The organism is Photobacterium rosenbergii, assembly GCF_003026455.1.
GTDB classification, from domain to species: Bacteria; Pseudomonadota; Gammaproteobacteria; order Enterobacterales; family Vibrionaceae; genus Photobacterium; species Photobacterium rosenbergii.
Map to the genome: position 1 here is coordinate 217,332 of NZ_PYMB01000004.1, position 23,112 is coordinate 240,443.

Annotated in this window: 24 protein-coding genes and 1 riboswitch; of the genes, 17 read left to right on the forward strand and 7 right to left on the reverse strand. The window is 46.8% G+C overall.

Annotation, left to right across the window (positions count from 1 at the left end):
* Positions 1–78: 78 nt before the first annotated feature.
* Positions 79–1,521: a quorum-sensing sigma-54 dependent transcriptional regulator LuxO gene (luxO, locus tag C9J01_RS13385; protein WP_107298651.1), complete on the forward strand. Its 1,443-nt coding sequence runs from the start codon at positions 79–81 to the stop codon at positions 1,519–1,521.
* 18 nt (positions 1,522–1,539) lie between these two features.
* Positions 1,540–1,899 carry an Hpt domain-containing protein gene (locus C9J01_RS13390; protein ID WP_107298652.1) on the forward strand — a complete coding sequence of 120 codons (360 nt, stop codon included), beginning with the start codon at positions 1,540–1,542 and terminating at the stop codon, positions 1,897–1,899.
* Here C9J01_RS13390 and yvcK read toward each other — a convergent pair.
* The 3 genes from yvcK to C9J01_RS13405 all read right to left on the reverse strand — a co-directional run bounded on the left by yvcK (position 1,861) and on the right by C9J01_RS13405 (position 3,932).
* Entirely contained in the window at positions 1,861–2,766 is a 906-nt protein-coding gene (gene yvcK, locus C9J01_RS13395; RefSeq protein WP_107298653.1) for a uridine diphosphate-N-acetylglucosamine-binding protein YvcK, read from the reverse strand. The genes C9J01_RS13390 and yvcK overlap by 39 nt on opposite strands.
* Before the next feature lie 209 nt (positions 2,767–2,975).
* Complete coding sequence (locus C9J01_RS13400; RefSeq protein WP_107298654.1) at positions 2,976–3,551, reverse strand: LON peptidase substrate-binding domain-containing protein; 576 nt, start codon at positions 3,549–3,551, stop codon at positions 2,976–2,978.
* Positions 3,552–3,704: 153 nt separating this feature from the next.
* Positions 3,705–3,932, reverse strand: a complete 228-nt coding sequence (locus C9J01_RS13405) for a hypothetical protein (protein ID WP_107298655.1) — start codon at positions 3,930–3,932, stop codon at positions 3,705–3,707.
* 178 nt (positions 3,933–4,110) lie between these two features.
* A riboswitch (molybdenum cofactor riboswitch) is annotated at positions 4,111–4,254 on the forward strand.
* On the opposite strand from C9J01_RS13405, the gene moaA reads away from it, so the two are divergent.
* The 6 genes from moaA to C9J01_RS13435 all read left to right on the forward strand — a co-directional run bounded on the left by moaA (position 4,243) and on the right by C9J01_RS13435 (position 8,792).
* Positions 4,243–5,232, forward strand: a complete 990-nt coding sequence (gene moaA, locus C9J01_RS13410) for a GTP 3',8-cyclase MoaA (RefSeq protein ID WP_107298689.1) — start codon at positions 4,243–4,245, stop codon at positions 5,230–5,232. It overlaps the preceding riboswitch by 12 nt.
* A gap of 45 nt (positions 5,233–5,277) precedes the next feature.
* On the forward strand, positions 5,278–5,757 hold the full coding sequence (gene moaC / locus C9J01_RS13415; protein WP_107298656.1) for a cyclic pyranopterin monophosphate synthase MoaC: 480 nt from the start codon (positions 5,278–5,280) through the stop codon (positions 5,755–5,757).
* A complete protein-coding gene (gene moaD / locus C9J01_RS13420; protein ID WP_107298657.1) occupies positions 5,754–5,999 on the forward strand; it encodes a molybdopterin synthase sulfur carrier subunit in 246 nt (81 codons plus the stop codon). Before moaC ends, moaD begins: the two co-directional genes overlap by 4 nt.
* A gap of 2 nt (positions 6,000–6,001) precedes the next feature.
* A complete protein-coding gene (gene moaE, locus C9J01_RS13425; RefSeq protein ID WP_107298658.1) occupies positions 6,002–6,451 on the forward strand; it encodes a molybdopterin synthase catalytic subunit MoaE in 450 nt (149 codons plus the stop codon).
* A gap of 268 nt (positions 6,452–6,719) precedes the next feature.
* Positions 6,720–7,256, forward strand: a complete 537-nt coding sequence (locus C9J01_RS13430) for a hypothetical protein (protein WP_107298659.1) — start codon at positions 6,720–6,722, stop codon at positions 7,254–7,256.
* 486 nt (positions 7,257–7,742) lie between these two features.
* Positions 7,743–8,792, forward strand: a complete 1,050-nt coding sequence (locus C9J01_RS13435; protein ID WP_107298660.1) for a porin — start codon at positions 7,743–7,745, stop codon at positions 8,790–8,792.
* Between the two features lie 104 nt (positions 8,793–8,896).
* On the opposite strand, the gene C9J01_RS13440 is transcribed toward C9J01_RS13435, so the two are convergent.
* Positions 8,897–9,289, reverse strand: coding sequence for a MerR family transcriptional regulator (locus C9J01_RS13440; RefSeq protein WP_107298661.1), 393 nt, complete (start codon positions 9,287–9,289; stop codon positions 8,897–8,899).
* Between the two features lie 623 nt (positions 9,290–9,912).
* On the opposite strand from C9J01_RS13440, the gene C9J01_RS29790 reads away from it, so the two are divergent.
* From C9J01_RS29790 to C9J01_RS13480, 9 genes are all read left to right on the forward strand, one after another.
* Positions 9,913–10,086 carry a hypothetical protein gene (locus tag C9J01_RS29790; protein ID WP_170114906.1) on the forward strand — a complete coding sequence of 58 codons (174 nt, stop codon included), beginning with the start codon at positions 9,913–9,915 and terminating at the stop codon, positions 10,084–10,086.
* Between the two features lie 427 nt (positions 10,087–10,513).
* Positions 10,514–12,145, forward strand: a complete 1,632-nt coding sequence (locus tag C9J01_RS13445) for an ABC transporter substrate-binding protein (protein WP_107298662.1) — start codon at positions 10,514–10,516, stop codon at positions 12,143–12,145.
* A gap of 116 nt (positions 12,146–12,261) precedes the next feature.
* Positions 12,262–13,182: an oligopeptide ABC transporter permease OppB gene (gene oppB, locus C9J01_RS13450; protein WP_039463976.1), complete on the forward strand. Its 921-nt coding sequence runs from the start codon at positions 12,262–12,264 to the stop codon at positions 13,180–13,182.
* 15 nt (positions 13,183–13,197) lie between these two features.
* The gene (oppC, locus tag C9J01_RS13455) at positions 13,198–14,109 is read left to right on the forward strand and encodes an oligopeptide ABC transporter permease OppC (RefSeq protein WP_107298690.1); all 912 of its coding nucleotides are present in this window, start codon (positions 13,198–13,200) and stop codon (positions 14,107–14,109) included.
* 70 nt (positions 14,110–14,179) lie between these two features.
* Positions 14,180–15,145, forward strand: coding sequence for an ABC transporter ATP-binding protein (gene oppD / locus C9J01_RS13460; protein WP_107298663.1), 966 nt, complete (start codon positions 14,180–14,182; stop codon positions 15,143–15,145).
* The gene (oppF, locus tag C9J01_RS13465) at positions 15,145–16,134 is read left to right on the forward strand and encodes a murein tripeptide/oligopeptide ABC transporter ATP binding protein OppF (protein ID WP_107298664.1); all 990 of its coding nucleotides are present in this window, start codon (positions 15,145–15,147) and stop codon (positions 16,132–16,134) included. The genes oppD and oppF overlap by 1 nt, the downstream gene beginning before the upstream one ends.
* A gap of 211 nt (positions 16,135–16,345) precedes the next feature.
* Positions 16,346–18,457, forward strand: coding sequence for a methyl-accepting chemotaxis protein (locus tag C9J01_RS13470; protein ID WP_107298665.1), 2,112 nt, complete (start codon positions 16,346–16,348; stop codon positions 18,455–18,457).
* 274 nt (positions 18,458–18,731) lie between these two features.
* The gene (locus tag C9J01_RS13475; RefSeq protein WP_107298666.1) at positions 18,732–19,085 is read left to right on the forward strand and encodes a tRNA-binding protein; all 354 of its coding nucleotides are present in this window, start codon (positions 18,732–18,734) and stop codon (positions 19,083–19,085) included.
* A 23-nt stretch (positions 19,086–19,108) separates the two neighbouring features.
* A complete protein-coding gene (locus C9J01_RS13480; protein WP_107298667.1) occupies positions 19,109–19,600 on the forward strand; it encodes a P-loop nucleotide/nucleoside kinase family protein in 492 nt (163 codons plus the stop codon).
* A 61-nt stretch (positions 19,601–19,661) separates the two neighbouring features.
* On the opposite strand, the gene purB is transcribed toward C9J01_RS13480, so the two are convergent.
* The 3 genes from purB to mnmA all read right to left on the reverse strand — a co-directional run bounded on the left by purB (position 19,662) and on the right by mnmA (position 22,890).
* Positions 19,662–21,032: an adenylosuccinate lyase gene (gene purB, locus C9J01_RS13485; protein WP_107298668.1), complete on the reverse strand. Its 1,371-nt coding sequence runs from the start codon at positions 21,030–21,032 to the stop codon at positions 19,662–19,664.
* 110 nt (positions 21,033–21,142) lie between these two features.
* Positions 21,143–21,760, reverse strand: a complete 618-nt coding sequence (hflD, locus tag C9J01_RS13490) for a high frequency lysogenization protein HflD (RefSeq protein ID WP_107298669.1) — start codon at positions 21,758–21,760, stop codon at positions 21,143–21,145.
* Between the two features lie 14 nt (positions 21,761–21,774).
* Positions 21,775–22,890 (reverse strand): tRNA 2-thiouridine(34) synthase MnmA, encoded by a 1,116-nt coding sequence (gene mnmA, locus C9J01_RS13495; RefSeq protein ID WP_107298670.1) that lies wholly within the window; start codon positions 22,888–22,890, stop codon positions 21,775–21,777.
* Positions 22,891–23,112 lie beyond the last annotated feature (222 nt).

Sequence of the window (23,112 nt, forward strand, 5' to 3'; positions counted from 1 at the left end):
GCGATTACTTAGAAAAAGTCGCACCATATTTTTTCTTTTGTTTACAATTAGTAAAGATTGATGGGACTTGGAGGGGCAATGGAAAGCAGAACAAACCAACGCCGTATTCTGATGGTTGAAGATACGGCCTCAGTCGCAGCGTTATATAAGTCATACCTCAATCCACTGGGCGTATCCGTAACCATTGTTGGTACGGGAACTGAAGCACTGGATTTTGTCAAAGACGTCACCCCCGATCTCATCTTACTTGACTTGAGATTGCCAGACATGGAAGGCATGCAAGTCTTAGAAGAGGTAAAGCGGGATAACCCGAGTATCCCCGTTGTCATCATGACAGCGCATGGTTCCATTGATGTTGCGGTCGAGGCCATGCGTTATGGCGCTAAAGACTTTTTGATCAAGCCATGTGAGGCCGATCGATTACGTGTCACGGTCAATAATGCCCTAAAGGACGAAGACAGAAAGGCCAAAGGCGAAACGTCCCAGTCAGCGTCTAAGCAATCAGGGGCTCAATACCAAGGCTTTATTGGTAACAGCTTGCCAATGCAGGCGGTTTACCGGGTCATTGAATCTGCTGCATCCAGTAAAGCAACGGTATTTATTACCGGGGAAAGTGGTACTGGTAAAGAAGTGTGTGCAGAGGCCGTGCACGCAGCAAGTCCTCGTAATGACAAACCATTTGTCGCCCTCAACTGTGCAGCCATTCCTAAAGAGTTGATCGAAAGTGAATTATTTGGCCATGTGAAAGGGGCGTTTACCGGTGCGTCGACAGAGCGTCAGGGCGCGGTTGAATTAGCTAATAATGGTACGCTGTTCCTTGATGAACTGTGTGAGATGGATTTGGATTTGCAAAGCAAATTGCTTCGATTTATCCAAACCGGTACCTATCAAAAGGTGGGTTCTTCAAAAACCAGTACCGTGGATGTTCGCTTTGTTTGTGCGACCAATAGGAACCCATGGCTAGAAGTGCAAGAAGGGCGGTTCCGTGAAGATCTTTACTATAGATTGCATGTCATCCCTGTGACCTTGCCACCGCTTCGTGAACGTGGTGGCGATGTCATGGAGATAGCCCACGCCCTACTGGCGCTGATGTCAGTCGAAGAAGGCAAAAACTTCACCCGTTTTTCACCGCAAGTTAGCACTTTATTTGAACAGTACCACTGGCAAGGTAATGTTCGTGAACTGCAAAACGTTATTCGCAACATAGTTGTGTTAAATTCTGGTGAAGAAGTTACTTTGGAAATGGTACCTCCACCAATTAACCAAGGTGGCGTTAAAATTGCATCACATCAACCTGTTGCTTCTGGAAATACGCCTGAGGAATCACCTCAGCTACAGACAAGCACAACACAAATAATAGATAAATCGCAGGTTGAACCGCTGTGGATTGTTGAGAAGCGCGCAATCCAAGCCGCAATTGATGCTTGTGATGGCAATATTCCACGTGCTGCGGGTTTGTTGGAAGTTAGCCCGTCAACAATTTACCGTAAATTACAAACCTGGCAGGAAGCGCAAGGTTAGTTGTAGGGAGAGAAATACATGGCAATGACAATTAATGCTGAAACCATCAAACGTATGGCAGATGAAGTCGGCGAGGAAACATTGACATTACTCCTCAATGTATTTAGCGATGAATTGGAGCAGTACCAGCGACAGCTTTCCGATCAGCCTTCGATCAAGCAGGTTAGAGAGATAAGTCACGCCATTAAAAGTAGTGCGGCCAGCTTTGGTGCTGATGATCTTGCTGATATGGCGCAAGAGTGTGAGTCGCGTGTTAAGCAAGGACAGGATGAGTGGATCGTAGACCACCTGCCTGAGTTCAGGCAGATGGTTGAAGGGATGGCGGTTGAGTATAAGCGCCTAGCCAGCCATGATAATCCCGTGAATAGCCTGTTTTAACTTTTCCCTGTCGTGTCGCCATTGATGGTTATTCGATGCGAGTGAGGCAATGTGCTGGTTGTATCTCTCATCCAGCTCATCACGTTTGACATCGGTAAGTACAGTATCTATTTGGCGACCGCCCATCGAACGCTCACACCAATTGAGCATTTGTGATAGATCCATCATCCCTGCAGGCCCATGCTCTTTGTCCAAGTTGGTGACAAAGACAATCTTGGCTTGGCACTTCTTCAATGCCACTTCGATTTCTTTCAGTAGCAATGGCGGCATCACACTTGTTAGGAAACTGCCCGGACCTAACAGAATGATATCGGCTTGCTGGATCGCGACGACCGCTTCTTTGGTTGCTGGCACTGCTGGCTCAATATACAAACGCTGAGGGATATCAGACAATTCATCAACGCTGGTCTCACCGCAAATTACCTCTCCGCCTTTTGTCATGGCGGAAAGATCTGCAGGGTGCTCGGTCATCGGCACGATATGGGTTTTCACCTTTAGCATATCGCGGATCAAATTGATCGCTTCCAGAGGCCTTACTGAGAGGTTGTCCAGTGCTTTGAGCATCAGATTACCAAGGTTATGGCCGTTTAATTCGCCATTACCTCGGAAACGGTATTCGAAGATCATTGAGCCGACAGATGGCTCAGTAATAAGCTGGTTTATACAGTTTCGGGTATCCCCCCAGGCGATACCGCCTTGGCAGGCCCGAATACGACCGGTTGAACCACCGTTGTCAGTGGTGGTGACAATGCCGGTGACATTCTCGCCAAACTCAGAGAGGGCCGAAAGCATACGGCCCAGGCCATGGCCGCCTCCAATGGCGACAATTTTGGCTTCAGTAATACTTTTGTCTGTAGTGTGTGTCATCTTTGGCAGAAAAGTGTGAGCTAAGTTGGTTATTGGCAGTGTAACGCGTTAACCGCACTCAAGACAAAATATGTTACTGATGTGATATGCCAGTCACGGATTGTGGGCGGAGAGAGGATAAAAAACGCCCTCAAACTGGTTGAGGGCTAAATGGTTAGTACGGCAGTTGAAGCAAGTACAGCATTAGAGCAGTTGATAAGGAAAAGGGTTTAATGCGGTTTTTGCATGATGCTAATCAGATAGTCATATGTGTCTGAGCAGCTCGGTGCACTTAACAGCATCTGCTTTTCACTGGCTGGTACGGGCAGAAGCTCCAGCCAACGCTGACAAAGCCAGCTCAGATTATCAAATTGCTTTTTGTGGTGAAGTTCACCGAGTTCAGGGTGCTTGCTGAACATTTGCTTGAGTTTTTCAGCCAGTATTTGCTGGTCTTGGCGTACTTCGGTTTCTGGCCAAGGCGGAATGAACTGGCAATCGCCACAGAAAAAACCTTCATCGGTTTCTTCCATATGATCAATAGTGAAGTTTTCGTGCCCGGCGACAGTAACGATTAAGCAACCGTTGTTTGGAGACACGTCAAAGTCTTCAACGGTAACGCGGGTACCGATTTGGAAAAAATGATGGCCGTGTTCGTCTTGGTCAAACATACAAACACCAAAACTGTTGCCTTCTCGCATTGCGGCTTTGAATGCTGCCATCTGAGGCCCAGGAGCAATACGAAGAGGAATGCGTCCACCGGGTAAGACGTGGCGTTTTTGGAATAGTAGCGGTATGTAAGTATTCATAGTCTAATCCGGTTGCTGTTGTCTGATGAAATAGACATTGCAAATGGGATACCAAGATTACATACCGCCTAAAAAACGGTTTCTAGCGCGTTTGACTCTATTTATCGTTGTAAAATGCAAAAAAGTACCAATTCGCAATTTGCATTTTGCGAATTATTTTTGATTCGCAATAATTTTCATAGCGCTATCACTGGGTAATAGCTCCAAGTGGCTTTGCTCATCAAAGTACCAGCCCTTGATTAATCCTTTCTCCTGCATATCAATAAAACCATTAATAACTAATTTGGCTTGCTCACGGGCGTGTGCCGAATCGAGTCCCTCTTCGCGTTGTAAGTAGAGGGCAATATCATCGACTGTCGCAGATTCAATAATATTGGACATATATCCTCACTATTAGTAAGAAAATTTTCGGGTATTCCCTTTAGTAGTATTGTCGTGAAATCGGCTGAAAGGTAGAATGCAGCACGAAAAACCTGTGAGGTTTGCCTGTATGGCCATTCCTCTGATATTTTTATAAGTAATACGCTGTTGTGCGCATTTTGGTTTTATCCGGTGCTGTACAATTGCCATGCTCCGAGCTTTCTTCACTAAGTTCCTTTTCGCAAAGGGATAAGTGGCTAAAGCCAGTGACAGGTTGTCACCAGGGTCGATAAAGAAATGCATCGGCCTCCCGTACTTGGAAAGGTGTTCCGTGGCGAAACAATTTGAAGATAATTTTCATCGCAAGTTCTATTACTTGCGATTGTCGGTTACAGACGTCTGTAACTTTAAATGTACCTATTGCCTTCCTGATGGCTACCATCCTCAACAGAAGAAGAAGCCATCCTTCCTGACGCTTGATGAAATCGAGCGCGTGACAGGCGCGTTTGCCGAGTGTGGCACATCAAAAGTGCGCATCACCGGCGGTGAGCCAAGTCTACGTCGTGATTTTACCGATATCATTCGTACCGTTGCCGAGCAACCGGGTATCCGTAAAGTCGCTACTACGACTAATGGCTATCGCATGGCCAAGCATGTTCACGAGTGGCGAGAAGCCGGTCTTACCCATATCAATGTCAGTGTTGATAGCCTTGATCCTAAAATGTTCTACCAGATCACCGGTGAGAACATGTTTAATCAGGTGATGGAAGGGATCGATGCGGCATTTGACGCCGGTTTTGAGCAGGTCAAGGTCAATACGGTATTGCTCAAAGACCTCAACTCCCAGCAGCTACCGCAGTTCCTTAACTGGATCAAAACGCGGCCAATCCAGCTGCGCTTTATCGAACTGATGCAGACCGGTGAAATGGACGAGCTGTTCAATAATCACCACGTCTCGGGTGTCAGTATTCGAAATTACCTTATTGCTAATGGCTGGGTACTGAAGCTGAAAAGCAATAATGACGGCCCGGCGCAGGTCTTTTGTCATCCTGATTATCAGGGTGAAATTGGCTTGATCATGCCTTACGAGAAAGATTTCTGTAAGAGCTGTAACCGCTTGCGCGTCTCTGCGTTGGGTAAACTGCACTTATGCCTGTTTGGCGACCATGGTGTGGATTTACGTGATCTGCTTCAGCAAGATGAGCAGCGTGATGAGCTGATTGCCCGTATTCAAGGTGGTTTGGCTGAAAAAGCGGTGAGCCATTTCCTCGATGAGGGGAATACCGGCATGACACCAAACCTAGCCTCTATTGGTGGCTAAACGCCACCTTTTCAAATTTTCTTTTTTCTGTTTTGGGACAGACGGATGAACCAATTTACGCATATCAATGCTTCTGGGGAAGCTAACATGGTTGACGTGTCAGCGAAAAATGACACGGTTCGAGAAGCACGCGCTGAAGCTTTTGTACATATGGCGCCAGAAACTTTACAGTTGATCGTTTCGGGTCAGCACCACAAAGGCGATGTATTTGCCACCGCGCGCATTGCCGGTATCCAAGCCGCGAAAAAAACCTGGGATTTGATCCCACTTTGTCATCCATTGCTACTATCGAAAGTCGAAGTACAACTGGAAGCCATTGAATCAGAAAACATGGTTCGTATTGAGTCGTGCTGTAAACTGGCAGGTAAAACAGGCGTTGAGATGGAAGCGCTGACAGCAGCATCTGTTGCCGCTCTGACAATCTATGACATGTGTAAGGCTGTCCAGAAAGACATGGTGATTGGCCAAGTGCGCCTACTGGAAAAAACGGGCGGCAAGTCTGGGCATTTTAAGGTGGAATCATGATTAACGTATTATTCTTCGCTCAGGTTAAAGAGCTAGTCGGTACTGATCGCTTGGAAGTTGCGGCAGATTTTGCCACTGCCGAATCTTTACGCCAGTACCTTGCTGCCAAAGGTGACAAGTGGCAATTGGCATTGGAGCAGGGCAAACTGCTGGTGGCCATTAACCAAACTATCAGCTCTTTGGACAGTGAAATCAAAGACGGTGATGAGGTTGCTTTCTTCCCGCCAGTAACAGGGGGTTAAGCATGATTTCAGTTCAGTTTGATGATTTTTCTGTTGCTGAGGAATATGCTCTTCTTTCAGAAGGGACTGATGCCGGAGCAGTAGTTACCTTTGTCGGAAAGGTGCGTGACTTCAACCAAGGCGATGCCGTAACAGGTTTGTCTTTGGAGCATTACCCGGGAATGACGGAAAAGTCGCTGGAAGAGATTGTCGAGCAAGCCCGCGAACGTTGGCCTTTGCTAAAAACCCGAGTGATCCACCGGGTCGGTGATCTTGAGTTGGGTGATCAGATTGTCTTTGTTGGCGTGACCAGTGCCCACCGTGGTGCGGCATTCGAAGCCTGTGAGTTCATCATGGACTTCCTTAAAACCCGTGCGCCGTTCTGGAAAAAAGAGCAGACGCCGGATGAGTCTCGCTGGGTTGACGCTCGCGAAACGGATACGTCAGCAGCCGATCGCTGGAAGCAAAAATAATTTTGCTTATTTCTGGCACCTGTATCTTGCAGGTGCCAATATAATCACGCCACACGCCACACGCCACACGCCACACGCCACACGCCACACGCCACACGCCACACGCCACACGCGCATAAACTTTCTTTATTATTCAGCTATTTTTTCACCAATCTCTATGCTACTTTGAATTTAAGGGTATAAATAACCATTTAAAGTGAATGGTTATGGTTTTGCTGGCTTATTGGACTAAGCCTGATGCAATGCAAGCAATAGAAGGAGTACGCCTATGATCAGGAGCGATCGACTACTCTATGAACTTGAGCCAGAGGGTTTTGGCGGCCGCCACTGTGAATCTTGGGAAGAGTGGCAGCCGAAAGCCAATCAGGTTCTCCCTAATTTCCCCGACGATGTACTGAAGCAGTGGCTATATCGACACTGGAAGGGGGTTGTATGTAACTGGGGTTGGCTGGATTTTCAGTCAATGCGGTTCGAACTACAGTCCTGGACTAGTGAGCAAATTCAGTCACAGATCCGCACCCCTCATCAAGAGGTTGTTGATAAATTATCACGTCGTATGACCAACCCAATTTTTCAACGCAGTTGGCTTGTACAAGAAATGCAAGAGAAGGGGACTTGGCCACAAGCACCTATCGTTTTGAAGTATGAACGTGATATTCCTATGGTCAATGGCAAGTCGCTAAGAGCACCTTATAATCTTCTGGAAGGTCACCATAGATTGGCGTATTTGAATAAGATTATTGACCAAGGTGCATATCACCAAGATCGACATGATATTTGGATGATTCATATACCGCTTCATTAGGTATTGAATTAATCATTCACCCATCGTTTGTAAAGAAGGGAGCAGCTAACAAGCTGCTCCCTTTTTTATTAATCTGGTTTCTTATCTTATAAGTGGGATGTTGCCCGTTAAATACGTTCCACTTGTTAATGTTTTGTTTCATTTTTAGGTTAAAAAGTAACCGCTTGGTTGTGTTTCTTATATCTATTTTTTTATTTTATAAACTTCTTATTCCATTTTGTTATTGATAGATTTGAAATTTAGACTAGTGCCAACCTGAATAAAAGCTTAACGAGTTGCGGTGTTTTTTGAATAATAATGGCGGTTTTGAGGTTTTTTGTGATTTTTTATGTTGGCGTTTAGGTTGTTTTAGATTGGTGTTTTATGTTGTTTTGCTTTTTTGTGTCGGTTTTTTGCTCTGTTGATGAATTTTTTTGTTGTTGATATGTTTCATTTCGGCTCAGGACGAGTCAGCAAGATTAAAAAAATTATTACAGGTAAGTAAAAATGAAAAAAACACTTCTAGCAGTAGCAATCCCAGCAGTACTTTTCGCTCACTCGGCATCCGCCGTAGAAATCTTCCAAACTGATGAAGCTTTAGTTGACTTCTATGGTCATCTTCGTACAGAAGTGAAAAAGTTAGAGGATAAGGATGTCACTCTGAATGCTGGTTCATCTCGTGCAGGTGTACAGGCACAGTACGCCGTTACAGATTCGGTTGATATTTTCGGTAAAGTTGAGTTTGGTCTGAACTACGACACAGCGTCTGAAGATTACGCTATGAAAAACCGCCTGCATTATGCTGGCGTAGACACAGATTTTGGTAAGCTATCTTTTGGCCGCCAGTGGGTAATCTCAGATGAAATTTGGGGCGCAGATTACTCTTACTTCTTTGGTGGCTCTGCCCTTCGTCATGCGACACTTTCTGGCGCTCGTCATGACTCTTTGATCAAATATATTTATGAAGGCGAGAGTTTCATCTTCTCTGCAAACTACGGCCTACCTGAAGGTAGTGATGATAAACCTGATGTAAACCAAGAGTTAACAGAAGCCTTTATCGCAACGTCTTACGGTAACTTTAATTTTCACGCTGGTGGTGGTGTCAACCGGGATAAAGCAGTTGAAGTTGGTGAAGATCTATTAGATCTTCAAAATACATACTTTGAAGGTACAGTCGAGTATGCATTTGGCCCAGCTCTAATCGGTTTCACTTACTATAATGCGACCATCGAAAACAAAGGCGGTAATGAAGAAATCAACGAAGATGCATTCAGCCTTGCAGGTACTTACAGCTGGGCCGACAATGCTACGGCTTACGCTGGTTTTGAATACGTAGAGCAAGAGTCAGATCAATTACCAATCGATGGTGACGGTAAAGTGTTCTATATCGGTACCGACTACCACTTCAACAGCTGGTCACGTATCTATGTTGAATACGGCTACGGTGATGGCCAAACTCTAGGTTACACCAACAAGAAAAGCGACAGCTTTGTTAATGTGACTAAAGATGTTGACAGCCAAAGCAGCTTCGCTGTTGGTGCCCGCGTCTACTGGTAATCGCCCAAACGTTCATTGTCTTATTTATTTTTTGCCCGGCCATGCGCCGGGCTTTTTTATGCTGAAGTAAGAGTGAAATGACTACAAGGTATATAAAGGAGGGATTAATCGAATTTCTTTAACTGCTGGTAGCATTTGCGCTCGGCAGCATTGAGTTCCATCATCAACAGGTTGATATCGTTCTGCTGCTGTTTGAGTTTTTGTTGGCGCAATTGGATGGTCTGTAGCATGTGCTGTATCTGTGAGAGGTTCTGTGCACCAGAGTCATAGAGTTGGAACAGTTCCTGTATCTCTTGCAGGCTAAAACCCAGTCGCTTTCCTCGTAGAATGAGGATCAGCCGCGCTCTGTCATGCCGCGAAAATATCCTCACTTTTCCTTGCCGCATGGGGGTGAGTAGGCCTTGATCTTCGTAGAACCGGATGCTACGAAGGGTAACTGAAAACTCCTCGGCGAGTTGGGAAATGGTATACGCGTCAGTTGGCTTGTTGATATCCATAGTTTTCTTCCCTGCGGCATTATATTTTTTATCTATGATCGCTCACTGATCTTCGGGATCATTTCATAACAAGACCAAGATCACAAGTTTTTAACATGTGCTGACAGGCTGGCCGTTTAGTTATCATTGCTAACGAAGAAGTAAAAGAAAGCCCCTCGATGAGGGGCTTTGTGGACTTGTCTATCAAGTTGATACGCTTATTCCGCTTTTGGCTTGCGTGATTTTGGCACGTAGCCGTGGCGGACGCGGGAAGGGCTTGGACGCGAAAAACAACCAGCTGGTCTCATATTTTCTTTACTCTCAAGGATAACGGAACGGGAACGGAACGTTGGGCAAACTAAAGGTTTAGCCAACAAAACGATAGTAGCGTTAATAATTGGTGAGAGAAACGTATCAAAGTTGAAAAGTTCAGTTATGTGATAACTTAATCTATAAAATTTGTTTTATATTAGTTTTGGTTATTATAACCACGTTGTTAGTGTGGTACTTCAGGCAGGATTGCGGATCCTGTGCCATAGTTATTTTTGTGCTGAAGGTATGACAGCCGCAGCGGTGAAGAATCCGAGGCACAGAACAATATAACTTATGGGTCAATAGTGCTGTGGTTAACAGCGGAGGGTTCCATGAAGCATAAAAGAATGTCCAATCGTCGTATCAAGCAAATGATGGAAGACATCAACCACGACGGTTTGTTCGATGAAGCGATAAGTAACGATCAACATTCAATGGTGGAGGGTAAAGAACAATCAATAAATGAAGCCCCACCCAATATCAACATTGATAGCGATACCAAATAATTAAGCGCCGAAAGGCGCTTTTTTTATGGCTGAAAGTCATGTTTTTGCATTAATGTTATTGACATATTGGGGTAATGTAAAAAATAAAAGATATTTCTGCTGTATATTTATTCAATCTTACAATTATTTATTCAAATTTTACTTTTTTTTGGCTTATTTGGCGGATTTTTCTCTGGATGTTGGATTTTGTGATAGATCTGGCTGCAACAATTATGTCACCTAGTGGGTTGTGCTGGTGGCATATTGATTATTAAGAATTATGTCGGTTTTTGTAATCAAAATGTGGCAAATTACTTCAATGCCTGATAATGTTTTGACCAATTCTTCGGTTTGCTTTGTATTGTTTAGGATTAACGATACAAATATTGTGAGATGGCACCGACTGGAGAACGCAAGGACGTATTTAACGATGTATTGGAGCTAATGCATGTATAAGAATAAAATTACCCAGGCGATTCTTCTGGGTGCTGGTATGGCTGTAGCAGCCACTTCTTTCTCCACTATTGCTGCTGACGTACCGGAAGGGGTAAAACTTGCTGCCAAGCAGGAGTTGGTTCGTGGTAACGGTACTGAAGTTGCTTCTCTTGACCCACATAAAACGGAAGGTGTGCCAGAGTCACACGTTATCCGTGACCTTCTAGAAGGCCTAGTCAACCAAGACGAGAACGGTAACACTGTCCCTGGTGTTGCAGAGTCTTGGGAAACCACTGACAACCGCTCATTCACATTCCACCTGCGCAAAGATGCAAAATGGTCTAACGGCGATCCTGTAACTGCACACGACTTTGTGTACAGCTTCAAGCGTGCTGTCGACCCTGCAACAGCATCTCCTTACTCATGGTACCTAGAAATGACTACCATGAAGAACGCAGATGAAATCATCGCGGGTAAAGCAGACAAAGAAACACTGGGTGTCTCTGCAAAAGATGACTACACACTGGTTATCGAGCTAGAGCAGGCAGTACCATACTTCGTTAAGATGATGGGCCACACCACAGTTAAACCAGTTAACCGCAAGGTTGTTGAGAAGTTCGGTGATAACTGGACTAAACCAGAGAACTTCGTTGGTAACGGTGCTTACACCCTAGACAACTGGGTAGTGAACGAGCGTATCGTGCTTACTCGTAACGAGAACTACTGGGATAACGACAATACGGTTATCAACAAGGTTACGTTCCTGCCAATCGAAAACCAAGTTGCTGAAATGAACCGCTTCCTAGCGGGCGAAATCGACATCACCAACGAACTGCCAAACGAGCACTTCCGCCGTCTACAGAGCCAGCACGCTGATTCCGTGTCTATTTCAGGTAACCTGTGTTCTTACTACTACGGTTTCAACAACCAAAAAGCACCGTTTGACGATGTGCGTGTCCGTAAGGCCCTGTCTTACGCGATTGACCGTGATGTCGTGACTAAAGCGCTGCTTGGCCAAGGCCAGAAATCAGGTTACTTCCTGACGCCAGAAATCACTGCTAACTTCAACCCTGTTACGCCTGAGTACGGTCAGATGACCCAGAAAGAACGTAACGAGAAAGCGAAAGAGTTACTAGAAGAAGCAGGCTTTGGCCCAGGTAACCCACTGAACTTCACTCTGCTTTACAACACATCTGAAAACCACAAGAAGATCGCGGTAGCTATCGCTTCTATGTGGAAGAAGAACCTGAACGTAACAGCAAACCTGGAGAACCAGGAGTGGAAGACTTACCTAGATACACGTCGTCAAGGTAACTTCGATGTAACGCGTGCAGGTTGGTGTGGTGACTACAACGAAGCATCTAGCTTCCTGTCACTAATGCAGAGCAACAACAGTTCTAACGACCCTAAATACAACAGCAAAGCATATGATGCAATCATGGCGAAAGCACTGGAGTCGACTTCAGATGCTGAGCGTGAGCAGCTATACATCCAGGCTGAAAAACAGCTAGCGGAAGATATGCCAATTGCTCCTATCTACCAATACGTGAAAGCGCGTCTGGTTAACCCACAAGTGGGTGGCTACCCTGCGAACAACGCAGAAGACAAGCTCTTCACCAAAGATATGTACATCATTGCTGAATAATAACCAGCAAGAAGCATGATAATAAGCGCTGCTCTCAGGACGGGAGCAGTGCCCTTTCTGGTATTTCACGCCAGTAAATTTTCGACTGTCACAGACTAAATAGAACGGTGGAGTTTATGATTAAATTCATCGCAAAACGGATTTTTGAAGCAATACCAACCCTGTTGGTGCTAATCACAATTTCCTTTTTCCTGATGCGCTTTGCACCAGGTAACCCATTTTCCAGCGAGCGTCCGCTTCCTCCGGAAGTCATGGCGAACATCGAAGCCAAGTATGGCCTAGATAAGCCTGTATTCGAGCAATACACCACGTACCTTGGCAACATCGTACAGGGTGATTTTGGTCCTTCATTCAAGTACAAAGATTTCACTGTTAACGAGTTGGTGTCCAAAGCCTTGCCTGTTTCGGCGAAAATCGGTTTCTTTGCCTTTATTTTTGCATTGGTGATGGGGGTCACCGTCGGTACCATTGCCGCCTTGAAGCAAAACAGTTGGATAGACTACTGCATAATGTCGACGGCCATGGCCGGGGTGGTAATGCCGTCGTTTATACTCGCCCCGGTACTTATCTACATCTTCTCTATTAACTTGGGTTGGCTTCCAGCTGGTGGCTGGAACGATGGCGGCCTGAAGTTCATGCTGTTGCCAATGATGGGTATGTCACTGCTTTACGTGGCAACGTTTGCCCGTATTACCCGTGGTAGCATGATTGAAACCCTCAACAGTAACTTCATCCGCACCGCTCGTGCCAAGGGCCTGAGCTACGGCTATATCATTATTAAGCATGCACTTAAGCCTGCACTGCTGCCAGTTGTCTCCTACATGGGCCCGGCTTTCGTCGGTATCATCACGGGTTCGGTAGTTATCGAAACAATTTTCGGCCTACCGGGTATCGGTAAGCTGTTCGTTAACGCTGCCTTTAACCGTGATTACTCTCTAGTACTGGGTATCACTATCCTGATTGGTTCATTGACCATTATCTTCAACGCCATTGTCGACATTGTTCTGGCGTACATTGACCCGAAAATCCGTTACTAAGGAGCCCAACCGATGATGCTGACTAAAAAAGAAAATGTAGACGCGGTTGAGAAATTCTCCGAGCAATTGGAAATTGAAGGCCGTAGTTTGTGGCAGGATGCCCGTATCCGCTTTATGCGAAACAAGGCTGCAATGGTGAGTTTGACGATCCTTTGCTTGATCACCTTGGCGGTTATCTTTGGCCCAATGTTCAGTAATTATGCATTCGATGATACCGACTGGTATGCATTGCACGCCGCACCAAGCTTTGGCCCGGAAGGCCACTTCTTTGGTACAGACAGCCTTGGCCGTGACTTGTTCACCCGTACCTTGGTTGGTGGCCGTATTTCCTTGATGGTAGGGATCATGGGCGCACTGGTAGCGGTTTTGATCGGTACGCTTTACGGTGCAACCTCTGGCTTTATTGGTGGCCGTACCGACCGTGTGATGATGCGTATTCTGGAAATCCTATACTCGATCCCGTTCATGTTCTTCGTGATCGTACTGGTTACTTTCTTCGGCCGTAACATCATGCTGATTTTCGTAGCGATTGGTGCGATTTCTTGGCTGGATATGGCGCGTATCGTACGTGGTCAAACCCTGTCATTGCGTAGTAAAGAGTTTATCGAAGCGGCACGTGTATCTGGCGTGAGCCAGTGGCGTATTATTACTCGCCATATTGTACCGAACGTTCTGGGTATCGTAGCGGTTTATTCAACCTTGTTAGTGCCATCTATGATCCTGACAGAATCATTCTTGAGCTTCTTAGGCTTGGGTGTTCAGGAGCCAATGACCAGCTGGGGCGCGTTGCTTCAGGAAGGTTCACAAACGATGGAAGTCGCCATTTGGCAGCTGATGTTCCCAGCAGCATTCATGGTGGTTACGCTGTTCTGCTTTAACTATGTGGGTGACGGTTTGCGTGACGCACTGGATCCAAAAGACAGATAACAAGAAGACCTGGCCTACCGCCACGGAAGCAGGCGGTAGGGCATGGGTAGAAAGATTATAAGGAAATACTATGAGCTTATTAGATGTCAAAGATCTACGCGTAGAATTTAAAACTCAAGACGGCATTGTCACCGCGGTAAACGATCTAAACTTTTCGCTCAATCAGGGTGAGACCCTGGGTATCGTTGGGGAATCCGGTTCAGGTAAGAGCCAGACAGTATTCTCCATCATGGGCCTACTGGCTAAAAACGGCATGATCGGCGGCAGTGCTAAATTTGAAGGCCGTGAGATCTTGAACCTGCCAGAAAAAGAACTTAACCGGATCCGCGCCGAGCAAATCGCGATGATTTTCCAGGATCCGATGACGTCGCTGAACCCGTACATGAAAGTGAGCGATCAGCTGATGGAAGTGCTGATGCTACACAAAGGTATGGGCAAGGCAGAAGCATTCGAAGAAAGTGTGCGCATGCTGGAAGCGGTTAAAATCCCTGAAGCCCGCAAGCGTATTACCATGTACCCGCACGAATTTTCGGGCGGTATGCGCCAGCGTGTAATGATTGCTATGGCATTGCTGTGCCGTCCAAAGCTGTTGATTGCTGATGAGCCAACAACGGCATTGGATGTAACCGTTCAGGCGCAGATCATGGAGTTGCTCAACGAGCTGAAGAATGACTTCAACACCGCGATCATTATGATCACCCACGATCTTGGTGTGGTTGCCGGTAGCTGTGACAAGGTACTGGTTATGTATGCTGGCCGTACCATGGAATACGGCAAGATTAATGAGATCTTCTACAAACCATCGCACCCGTATACCGAAGGTTTGCTCAAAGCTATTCCTCGCCTTGATACTGAGGGCGAAGAACTACCAACGATCCCTGGAAACCCACCGAACCTACTGAGTTTGCCTGTCGGCTGTCCTTACCAGGAACGATGCCATCGTGTATCTAGCCGTTGTTCGCAAGAAGCGCCTCAATTGAAGGCATTTACTGAAGGTCGCTTACGCGCGTGTTTTTCTGATGTGGGGACGTGGTAATGGAAGCTCAAAAGAAAGTATTACTTGATATTCATGATCTGAAGGTTCACTTCAGTATTGCCCAGAAATCAGCATGGCCGTGGACCAAGCCACTAAGCCTTAAAGCCGTTGATGGTGTTGATATTCGCCTATATGAAGGTGAAACACTGGGTGTGGTGGGTGAATCAGGTTGTGGTAAATCAACCTTCGCCCGTGCGGTTATTGGGCTGGTTGAAGCAACTGACGGTAATGTGGTTTGGCTAGGTCAGGATCTGACTAAGCTGGATCACAAAGAGATGCGTGAAAAGCGCAAAGACATCCAGATGATTTTCCAGGACCCGCTGGCGTCATTGAATCCACGTATGACCGTTGGTGAAATCATCGCAGAGCCATTGAAAGCCTACTACCCTGAGCTTTCGGCTGATGATGTGAAACAGCAAGTTAAGGCCATGATGGCAAAAGTGGGTTTGCTCCCTAACGTTATCAACCGCTACCCACACGAATTTTCGGGTGGTCAGTGTCAGCGTATCGGTATTGCCCGTGCCTTGATCCTAAAACCTAAAATGATCATCTGTGATGAGCCGGTATCGGCTTTGGATGTATCGATCCAGGCTCAGGTTGTTAACCTGCTTAAATCGCTGCAGACAGAAATGGGCTTGAGCCTGATCTTCATTGCCCATGACTTGTCGGTAGTAAAACACATTTCAGACCGTGTACTGGTGATGTATCTAGGTAATGCGGTAGAAATGGGCGAGGCTGACGCACTATTTAGTGAACCTAAGCACCCTTACACTAAGGCATTGATGTCGGCTGTTCCTATCCCTGATCCGGATCTGGAGCGCAGCAAGCATATTGAGTTGCTAGAAGGGGATCTACCTTCACCGATGAATCCGCCTTCAGGTTGTGTATTCCGTACTCGCTGTCCGGTTGCAACAGATGAATGTGCAAGTAAAAAGCCGTCATTGCAAGGTGGCGATGTTCATGCAGTTTCCTGTTTGAACGTTCAATAATTCAAGCCTGTGACAGGCTTTGGGCGCGGTGTAAAAACCGCGCCTTTTTTGTTTATAAAATAGTAAAAAACTCAATAAATTTAATGGATTATACTATTGATGGTTATGTTAACTACATGCCACAATAAGCAAAATTCAGCGATTGGTCCACGGCTGGACACGTTGCATTTCATGCCATTTTCGAAAATGTAGTAGTAACAAGGATTGTTGTATGCGGTCATTATCCGTCAAATGGAAAATAGCCCTGATGGCCGGGCTAGGGCTACTGGCGACAGTAGTCGTATTAACAGGCCTGTCTTTTTATTTTGCCTCCCAGAATCAACAACTCGTTAGCGAGCAGGTTTATTCCACTCTTAGAGAAAAATCTCAACTCGTTGTCCAGGCCCAAGCTGAAAAGCAGAGCACCACAGTGCAGCAGTACCTTGATGAGGCGACTCACCGTGCCGAAATGCTGGCCCAGAGTGTACTGTTCCTAAAATTCAATGCTGAAGAGAATTACACTAATAGCTCGGAGTTGCGTGGATCTATTAGCGAGTTATTGCGACGCACCGTCAATGAATTCGAGAATATTCACGGTGCCTTTGTGGTGTTCAATCCCGATGCCCTAGACGGTGAAGACGGTAACTACGCCGGGGCCGATTATGTCGGCGCCAACGAACTGGGACGCTTTGCCCCTTATTGGGCGAAATCGCCTTCTGGCGAAGCCGAGCAGTTTATCTATACGGAGCAACAATTACTTACTAGCCAGGCGGTGTGGGCGCAGTGCATCAATAACCAAGCAAGTATGTGTGTGTCGGATCCGTTGATGGCAGGGTTTGGGCAACAAGCCCCTGTAGTCAGTACCATTACAGTTCCGCTCGTTATTGATGGCGAGGCTGTCGGGGTAATGGGCATTGATATCCAGCTTTCTCCACTACAACCATTAATTCAATCAGTAGACCAAGCATTGTTTGACAGTGCTGGCAATGTCAGCCTTATTAGCCAGAACGGTACAATCGTGGCTTGGGACCAGTTGCAGAGCCGAATCGGTCAGGTCTTTAATCAGGCGGACGGGTTGCCAGCAGATCTATCGCGTTGGCTGCAGGGTGGTGAAGAGCAAGTGCTTTGGACCAATGACCAACAGTCGCTACATGCCTATACACCGGTTCAGCTCGGGCAGGTGAACTGGGGAGTCGTTATCCAATTGCCGGTGGAGCGGGTATTGGCAGAGGCTATCGCCTTGGACTTAGCGATTACCCAGCAGCGTGACCAATCTACATGGGTCCAATTGGTAACCAGCTTGGTGGTTGCTATATCGGGTTTGTTGGTGGTTGTGCTTGCCGCATCTCGTTTGGTTGCCCCAATACGCCATGTTGCTGAAAGACTTGAAGATATTGCAACGGGGGAAGGGGATTTAACCCAGCGTTTGCATGTTGCACAAAATGATGAGGTGGGCCAACTGGCTCTTTGGTTCAACCGCTTCTTGGATAAGCTCCAAGCCACTATTGGTGATGTTGTGGTCGCAGTAAACGATGTGGGTACTACGTCTAGGCAAGCGGCTGAAGTCGCTAACCATACCCGGGATGGCAGCCAGGCCCAGTTCCGTGAAGTGGATATGGTGGCAACCGCATCGGAAGAGTTAGCACAGACGGCCGAGCAAGTTGTGGGTTATACCGAAACCGCTGTTGTTGCAGCGGGCCAGGCAGATAGCGCAGTGCGTGATGGTCACGGTGTGATCAAGCAATCAGCAGTTTCTATGGATAGCTTGGTAAACAGGATGGAGAATGCCGTGCCTGTTGCCAAGGAGCTTGAAACCAATAGTGAAGATATCAATCAAATCCTTCAGGTGATTGAAGGGATCTCAGAGCAAACAAACCTGTTGGCTTTGAATGCCGCGATTGAAGCTGCCCGGGCCGGTGAGCAAGGGCGTGGTTTTGCGGTTGTTGCTGATGAGGTTCGCCAACTTGCCAGCCGGACCCATGATTCGGTTGGGCAGATCCGTACAGTGATTGAAGTTTTACAACAAGGTACCCGCGATGTTGTGGTTGCCATTGAAGAGGGCAACCAGTTAGCGGGAGAGACGTCCTCTCAAGTTGGCCAGGCGGTAGTCAGCCTTGGTCAAATTACAGAGGCAGTAGCCTCTATCCAGTCGATGAATGAGCAAATTATGCATGCGGCGCAGGAACAGCAAGCGGTATCGGCTGAAGTGAACCGTAATGTATCGAATATCCGGGGCTTGAGTGAGAATATCCTTGAGCAAGCCGAGAAATCAGCTGGTATCGGTGAACGACTGGCAGAGTTGTCCAAACACCAGCAATCGCTGGCGGGCCAGTTCAAGGTATAGTCAATGTGCCGCCTCTCAAAGAATAGCGTTTATTGATAGGCGGTTTTTATTCGAACCGCTTCTATTAGCCCTCCAATCATATTAGATAGGGTATGGCTATATTAAATTGCTTTGTTGTCTGCCATAAATTGCCGGTGCTACTCATTAGGTAAACGCCGGAGGCATTTGGGTGTAGCGGGGCTGATTTCGTGAGACACATCTTAATTTACATGCTTTTAAAGTGATAGGTTGAAAATTCAATCTGTTACAACTAGTAAATGATAAGAGAATTTAGATGAAACCTGCGCCTATTAAAGACTTAATCACGTTTGATGACTTTGAAAAACTGGATATCCGAGTTGGCACTATCACCTCTGTTGCGGAAGTTGAAAAGTCCAAAAAATTAATGAAGCTGACGGTCGATTTTGGCGATCATGTCCGCACTATCCTTGCCGGGATAAAGCAAGAGCGTGAAAACCCGTATGAGATTGAAGGCAAGCAGGCATTATTCGTGGTAAACCTTCCGGAGCAAAAGATGGCCGGCGAGGTTTCACAGGGAATGCTCTTTGATATTGGCTATGCTGATAAGCTAACACCTTGCCTTGCGGTGCCGGAAAGTACTATCCCCAATGGCAGTCGGGCGGGCTAGGTAGGGTATTAAGAGGGAAAGTAATGATAGGAAAACTGGTTTTCTTCTGCGGCAAAATGGGGGCCGGAAAGTCAACGAAATCAAAGCAAGTTGCTATTGATAGAAATGCTGTCTTGATATCAGAAGATGAATGGTTGGCTGCGCTTTACCCTGGCAAGATTGCTACGCTCAAGGATTACGTCACTTATTCGAGTTTGTTAAAGCCATTAGTCCGAAAGCATGTACAACGTATCTTACTAACAGGTACTAACGTGGTCATGGACTTTCCTGCCAATACGCAAACCCAACGTGCTTGGTTTTCGTCTCTGGTTTTCGAGGTCGGTGCCGAGCATGAACTCATTTACCTGCAAGTGAGTAACGAGCAATGCCTTAAACAACTCGCACAAAGGCGGATTGAACAGCCAGAGCGAGCGGCATTCGATACCAAAGAAGTGTTTAACCATATTACCCAGTACTTTGAAGAGCCGAGAAAAGATGAAGGCTTAAACATGATTGTGGTAACGGAGAACACATAGGGGCAACAACAAAAAGGCCAGCATGATGCTGGCCTTGTTTTATACGGTTATAACCGTGCGATTACAGTTTGTCAGTTAGCTTAACTGCGTCACCGATGTAGTTCGCTGGGGTCATTTCTTTCAGGCGCGCTTTCTCGTGCTCTGGTAGTTCCAGACCATCGATGAAGTTACGCATGCCTTCGCCGTCAACACGCTTGCCACGAGTTAGCTCTTTTAGCTTCTCGTATGGCTTTTCGATACCGTAGCGACGCATAACAGTCTGTACAGGCTCAGCCAGTACTTCCCAGTTTTGGTCAAGCTCAGCTTCAAGTGCAGCCTGGTTAACTTCTAGCTTGCTAATACCTTTTAGGGTTGAAGTGTATGCAATGATTGCATAGCCACAACCTACACCTAGGTTACGCAGTACAGTTGAGTCAGTCAGGTCGCGCTGCCAGCGAGAAACAGGCAGTTTCTGTGCTAGGTGGCTGAAGATAGCGTTCGCTAGGCCAAGGTTACCTTCAGAGTTTTCAAAGTCGATTGGGTTAACTTTGTGCGGCATCGTTGAAGAGCCGATTTCACCTGCGATTGTCTTCTGCTTGAAGTGGCCCAGAGCGATGTAGCCCCAAACGTCACGGTCGAAGTCAAGAAGGATAGTGTTGAAGCGAGCGATAGCATCGAATAGCTCTGCGATGTAATCGTGCGGTTCGATCTGGGTGGTGTATGGGTTCCAAGTTACGCCAAGAGATTCAGTGATGAACTCTTCGCTGAACTGGTGCCAGTCAACTTCTGGGTAAGCTGATAGGTGAGCGTTGTAGTTACCTACTGCGCCGTTGATTTTCGCAAGAATTTCAACGTTTTCGATCTGCTTGTACTGACGTTCCATACGGTATGCAACGTTAGCCATTTCTTTACCCATTGTTGATGGAGAAGCTGGCTGGCCGTGGGTACGAGAAAGAAGCGGTACTTCACGGTATTCGTTGGCTAGGCCTTTGATCGCATCGATAACGTTGCGGATTTCAGGCAGGATAACTTGCTCGCGCGCTTCATGTAGCATCAGTGCGTGAGAAGTGTTGTTGATATCTTCAGATGTACATGCGAAGTGAATGAATTCGTTCACTGCGTGTAGCTCTGGTACTTCAGCGACTTTTTCTTTCAGGAAGTATTCAACAGCTTTTACATCGTGGTTAGTCGTGCGCTCAATAGTCTTGATGCGCATTGCGTCTTCTTCGCTGAACTCAGCAGCAATGCGGTCTAGGAAGGCATTGGCTTCAGCGCTGAACGCAGGAACTTCCACGATAGCATCAGTAGCGGCAAGTTTTTGTAGCCAGCGGATTTCAACGATTGTGCGGTACTTTAGCAGACCAAATTCACTGAAAATGCTGCGTAGTGCAATCGTTTTACTTCCGTAGCGGCCGTCTACTGGGGAAACAGCAGTCAATGCTGACAGTTCCATGTTGCTCTCTCCTGATCAATTAAGGTTTAAACAAGGTGTAACTTTCACCCTTGCAAAAATGGCGCAAGGGGATGAAAAAGTGCCAACCTAAGGCTGGCACAAAATATTTTTTAGCAGCGGGCCAATAGGATTTTCGCCTGTTCGACCATCTGTTTGCGTCCGAAGATCAAATGGCGGCGTTTGCCACCGACCTGACGCCATAGCACCGCCGAGCGAATCGCGGCGAGAAGTAGAGCACGCACTTTGTGCTGCACACTTTGCTGCTGGAGCTGAGCTGGGGTACCGGTCACTTGGATACGTGGGCCCAATGGGCTGATGATATCCAGGTAGATACTGGCCAAATTGCTGATCATCTGGTCTTCCAGCAGCTCGAAATGATCCGTTTGGCGTTGGGCGGTACTGATACGGTCGCCAAGTTGCGCCATGCTGTCACGGCGGCTTGCCAGTTTGCGCTCTAGCGCCATTACACTCACTAGGTAGCGAGTGATCTCGTTGCCTGACGGTGTATTGTCGATTTCAGCCGCTAGCGCTTCGAGGCCCATTTTCAAGTTGGCTTCGTTACCGAAGATCTCGATGGTGTTAGACGGATTGGTTGCCATAATGCTGTTCAGGCTGGCTTCCAGTGCGTCATGGTCGCAATGGCCATCTCGGGCAATCTTTTGAACTAGCTTTACGGCCTGACAAATACCAGCAAAGGCAATAGTACGGTCATAAACAGTGTTTGCCACGTGCGTCAACTCCCTTAGATACGCTTTTCAATAATACCGCCGCCCAGGCAGACTTCACCGCTGTAGAATACAGCTGACTGGCCTGGCGTTACCGCGATTTGCGGCTCGTCAAAGATAACCTTGATGGTTTCGTCATCAACCGGGATAACGGTACAAGGGATATCTTGCTGGCGGTAGCGTGTTTTAACCGTGCACTTGAACGGTTCGCGAATTGGTTGGCGATCAACCCAGTGTAGTTGGGCAGCTACCAAGCCGTCTGATTTCAAGCGAGGGTGGTCTTTACCCTGGCCAACAATCAGAACGTTACGCTTTACATCTTTATCTACAACGAACCAAGGCTCTTCATTACCATTGCCGCCTTTCTGGCCACCAATATGTAGGCCCTTGCGCTGGCCTAGGGTGTGGTACATCAGACCCTGGTGCTCACCGATGACTTTACCTTCATCAGCCGTCTCAATATTACCTGGCTGTGCAGGTAGGTACTTGCTCAAAAATTCCGTGAACTTACGCTCACCAATAAAGCAGATACCGGTTGAATCTTTCTTCTTCGCAGTGATCAGGCCCTGCTCTTCAGCAATACGGCGTACTTCTGGTTTTTCCAGTTCACCCACAGGGAATAGGCTACGGGCAATTTGCTCGTGGCTCAGTGTGTACAGGAAGTAGCTCTGATCTTTGTTGTTATCAACACCGCGCAACATCTTTGGTAGTTCGCCTTCAGCGGTAGGGAAGCTGCGACGGGTGTAGTGGCCCATAGCAATGTAATCGGCTTCCAGTACTTCATCAGCAAAGTCCAAAAATGCTTTGAATTTGATTTCTTTGTTACAAAGAATGTCTGGGTTAGGTGTACGGCCTGCTTTGTATTCTGCTAGGAAGTACTCGAACACGTTGTCCCAGTATTCTGCTGCAAAGTTGATGGTGTGCAGGTGGATACCCAGTTTGTCACATACAGCTTGTGCGTCAGCGAGATCTTCGGCTGCCGAGCAGTACTCATCGTTGTCGTCTTCTTCCCAGTTTTTCATGAACAGGCCTTCAACTTGGTAGCCCTGTTGAAGAAGAAGGTACGCGGATACCGAGGAATCTACACCGCCGGACATGCCGACAATGACTTTTTTCTGGCTGTTATCTGACATTTTACTCTTCAGTCGTTAATAAAAGTTAAGGGCGCGATTCTAACAGAAACCATCTGGCCGAAACAGAGCGAGAGCGGAATCACACTTTAATAATTTTACCAACGTCATTCTTTCATTTGCGCAAACGTTTGCTTTCTGGTGGCAATGATAGATGAGGGCGAAGCAAAAGTGTAGTGTTTTTAGCGTTAAATTCGCAAAAAGCCAGCAGGAAAAGGTGAAGGG

Excerpts from the sequence above, each read along its gene's own strand:
- luxO (WP_107298651.1), top strand. The coding sequence starts at position 79 with ATGGAAAGCAGAACAAACCAACGCCGTATTCTGATGGTTGAAGATACG.
- C9J01_RS13390 (WP_107298652.1), top strand. The coding sequence starts at position 1,540 with ATGGCAATGACAATTAATGCTGAAACCATCAAACGTATGGCAGATGAA.
- yvcK (WP_107298653.1), bottom strand. The coding sequence starts at position 2,766 with ATGACACACACTACAGACAAAAGTATTACTGAAGCCAAAATTGTCGCC.
- C9J01_RS13400 (WP_107298654.1), bottom strand. The coding sequence starts at position 3,551 with ATGAATACTTACATACCGCTACTATTCCAAAAACGCCACGTCTTACCC.
- C9J01_RS13405 (WP_107298655.1), bottom strand. The coding sequence starts at position 3,932 with ATGTCCAATATTATTGAATCTGCGACAGTCGATGATATTGCCCTCTAC.
- moaC (WP_107298656.1), top strand. The coding sequence starts at position 5,278 with ATGAACCAATTTACGCATATCAATGCTTCTGGGGAAGCTAACATGGTT.
- moaD (WP_107298657.1), top strand. The coding sequence starts at position 5,754 with ATGATTAACGTATTATTCTTCGCTCAGGTTAAAGAGCTAGTCGGTACT.
- moaE (WP_107298658.1), top strand. The coding sequence starts at position 6,002 with ATGATTTCAGTTCAGTTTGATGATTTTTCTGTTGCTGAGGAATATGCT.
- C9J01_RS13430 (WP_107298659.1), top strand. The coding sequence starts at position 6,720 with ATGATCAGGAGCGATCGACTACTCTATGAACTTGAGCCAGAGGGTTTT.
- C9J01_RS13435 (WP_107298660.1), top strand. The coding sequence starts at position 7,743 with ATGAAAAAAACACTTCTAGCAGTAGCAATCCCAGCAGTACTTTTCGCT.
- C9J01_RS13440 (WP_107298661.1), bottom strand. The coding sequence starts at position 9,289 with ATGGATATCAACAAGCCAACTGACGCGTATACCATTTCCCAACTCGCC.
- C9J01_RS29790 (WP_170114906.1), top strand. The coding sequence starts at position 9,913 with ATGAAGCATAAAAGAATGTCCAATCGTCGTATCAAGCAAATGATGGAA.
- C9J01_RS13445 (WP_107298662.1), top strand. The coding sequence starts at position 10,514 with ATGTATAAGAATAAAATTACCCAGGCGATTCTTCTGGGTGCTGGTATG.
- oppB (WP_039463976.1), top strand. The coding sequence starts at position 12,262 with ATGATTAAATTCATCGCAAAACGGATTTTTGAAGCAATACCAACCCTG.
- oppC (WP_107298690.1), top strand. The coding sequence starts at position 13,198 with ATGCTGACTAAAAAAGAAAATGTAGACGCGGTTGAGAAATTCTCCGAG.
- oppD (WP_107298663.1), top strand. The coding sequence starts at position 14,180 with ATGAGCTTATTAGATGTCAAAGATCTACGCGTAGAATTTAAAACTCAA.
- oppF (WP_107298664.1), top strand. The coding sequence starts at position 15,145 with ATGGAAGCTCAAAAGAAAGTATTACTTGATATTCATGATCTGAAGGTT.
- C9J01_RS13470 (WP_107298665.1), top strand. The coding sequence starts at position 16,346 with ATGCGGTCATTATCCGTCAAATGGAAAATAGCCCTGATGGCCGGGCTA.
- C9J01_RS13475 (WP_107298666.1), top strand. The coding sequence starts at position 18,732 with ATGAAACCTGCGCCTATTAAAGACTTAATCACGTTTGATGACTTTGAA.
- C9J01_RS13480 (WP_107298667.1), top strand. The coding sequence starts at position 19,109 with ATGATAGGAAAACTGGTTTTCTTCTGCGGCAAAATGGGGGCCGGAAAG.
- purB (WP_107298668.1), bottom strand. The coding sequence starts at position 21,032 with ATGGAACTGTCAGCATTGACTGCTGTTTCCCCAGTAGACGGCCGCTAC.
- mnmA (WP_107298670.1), bottom strand. The coding sequence starts at position 22,890 with ATGTCAGATAACAGCCAGAAAAAAGTCATTGTCGGCATGTCCGGCGGT.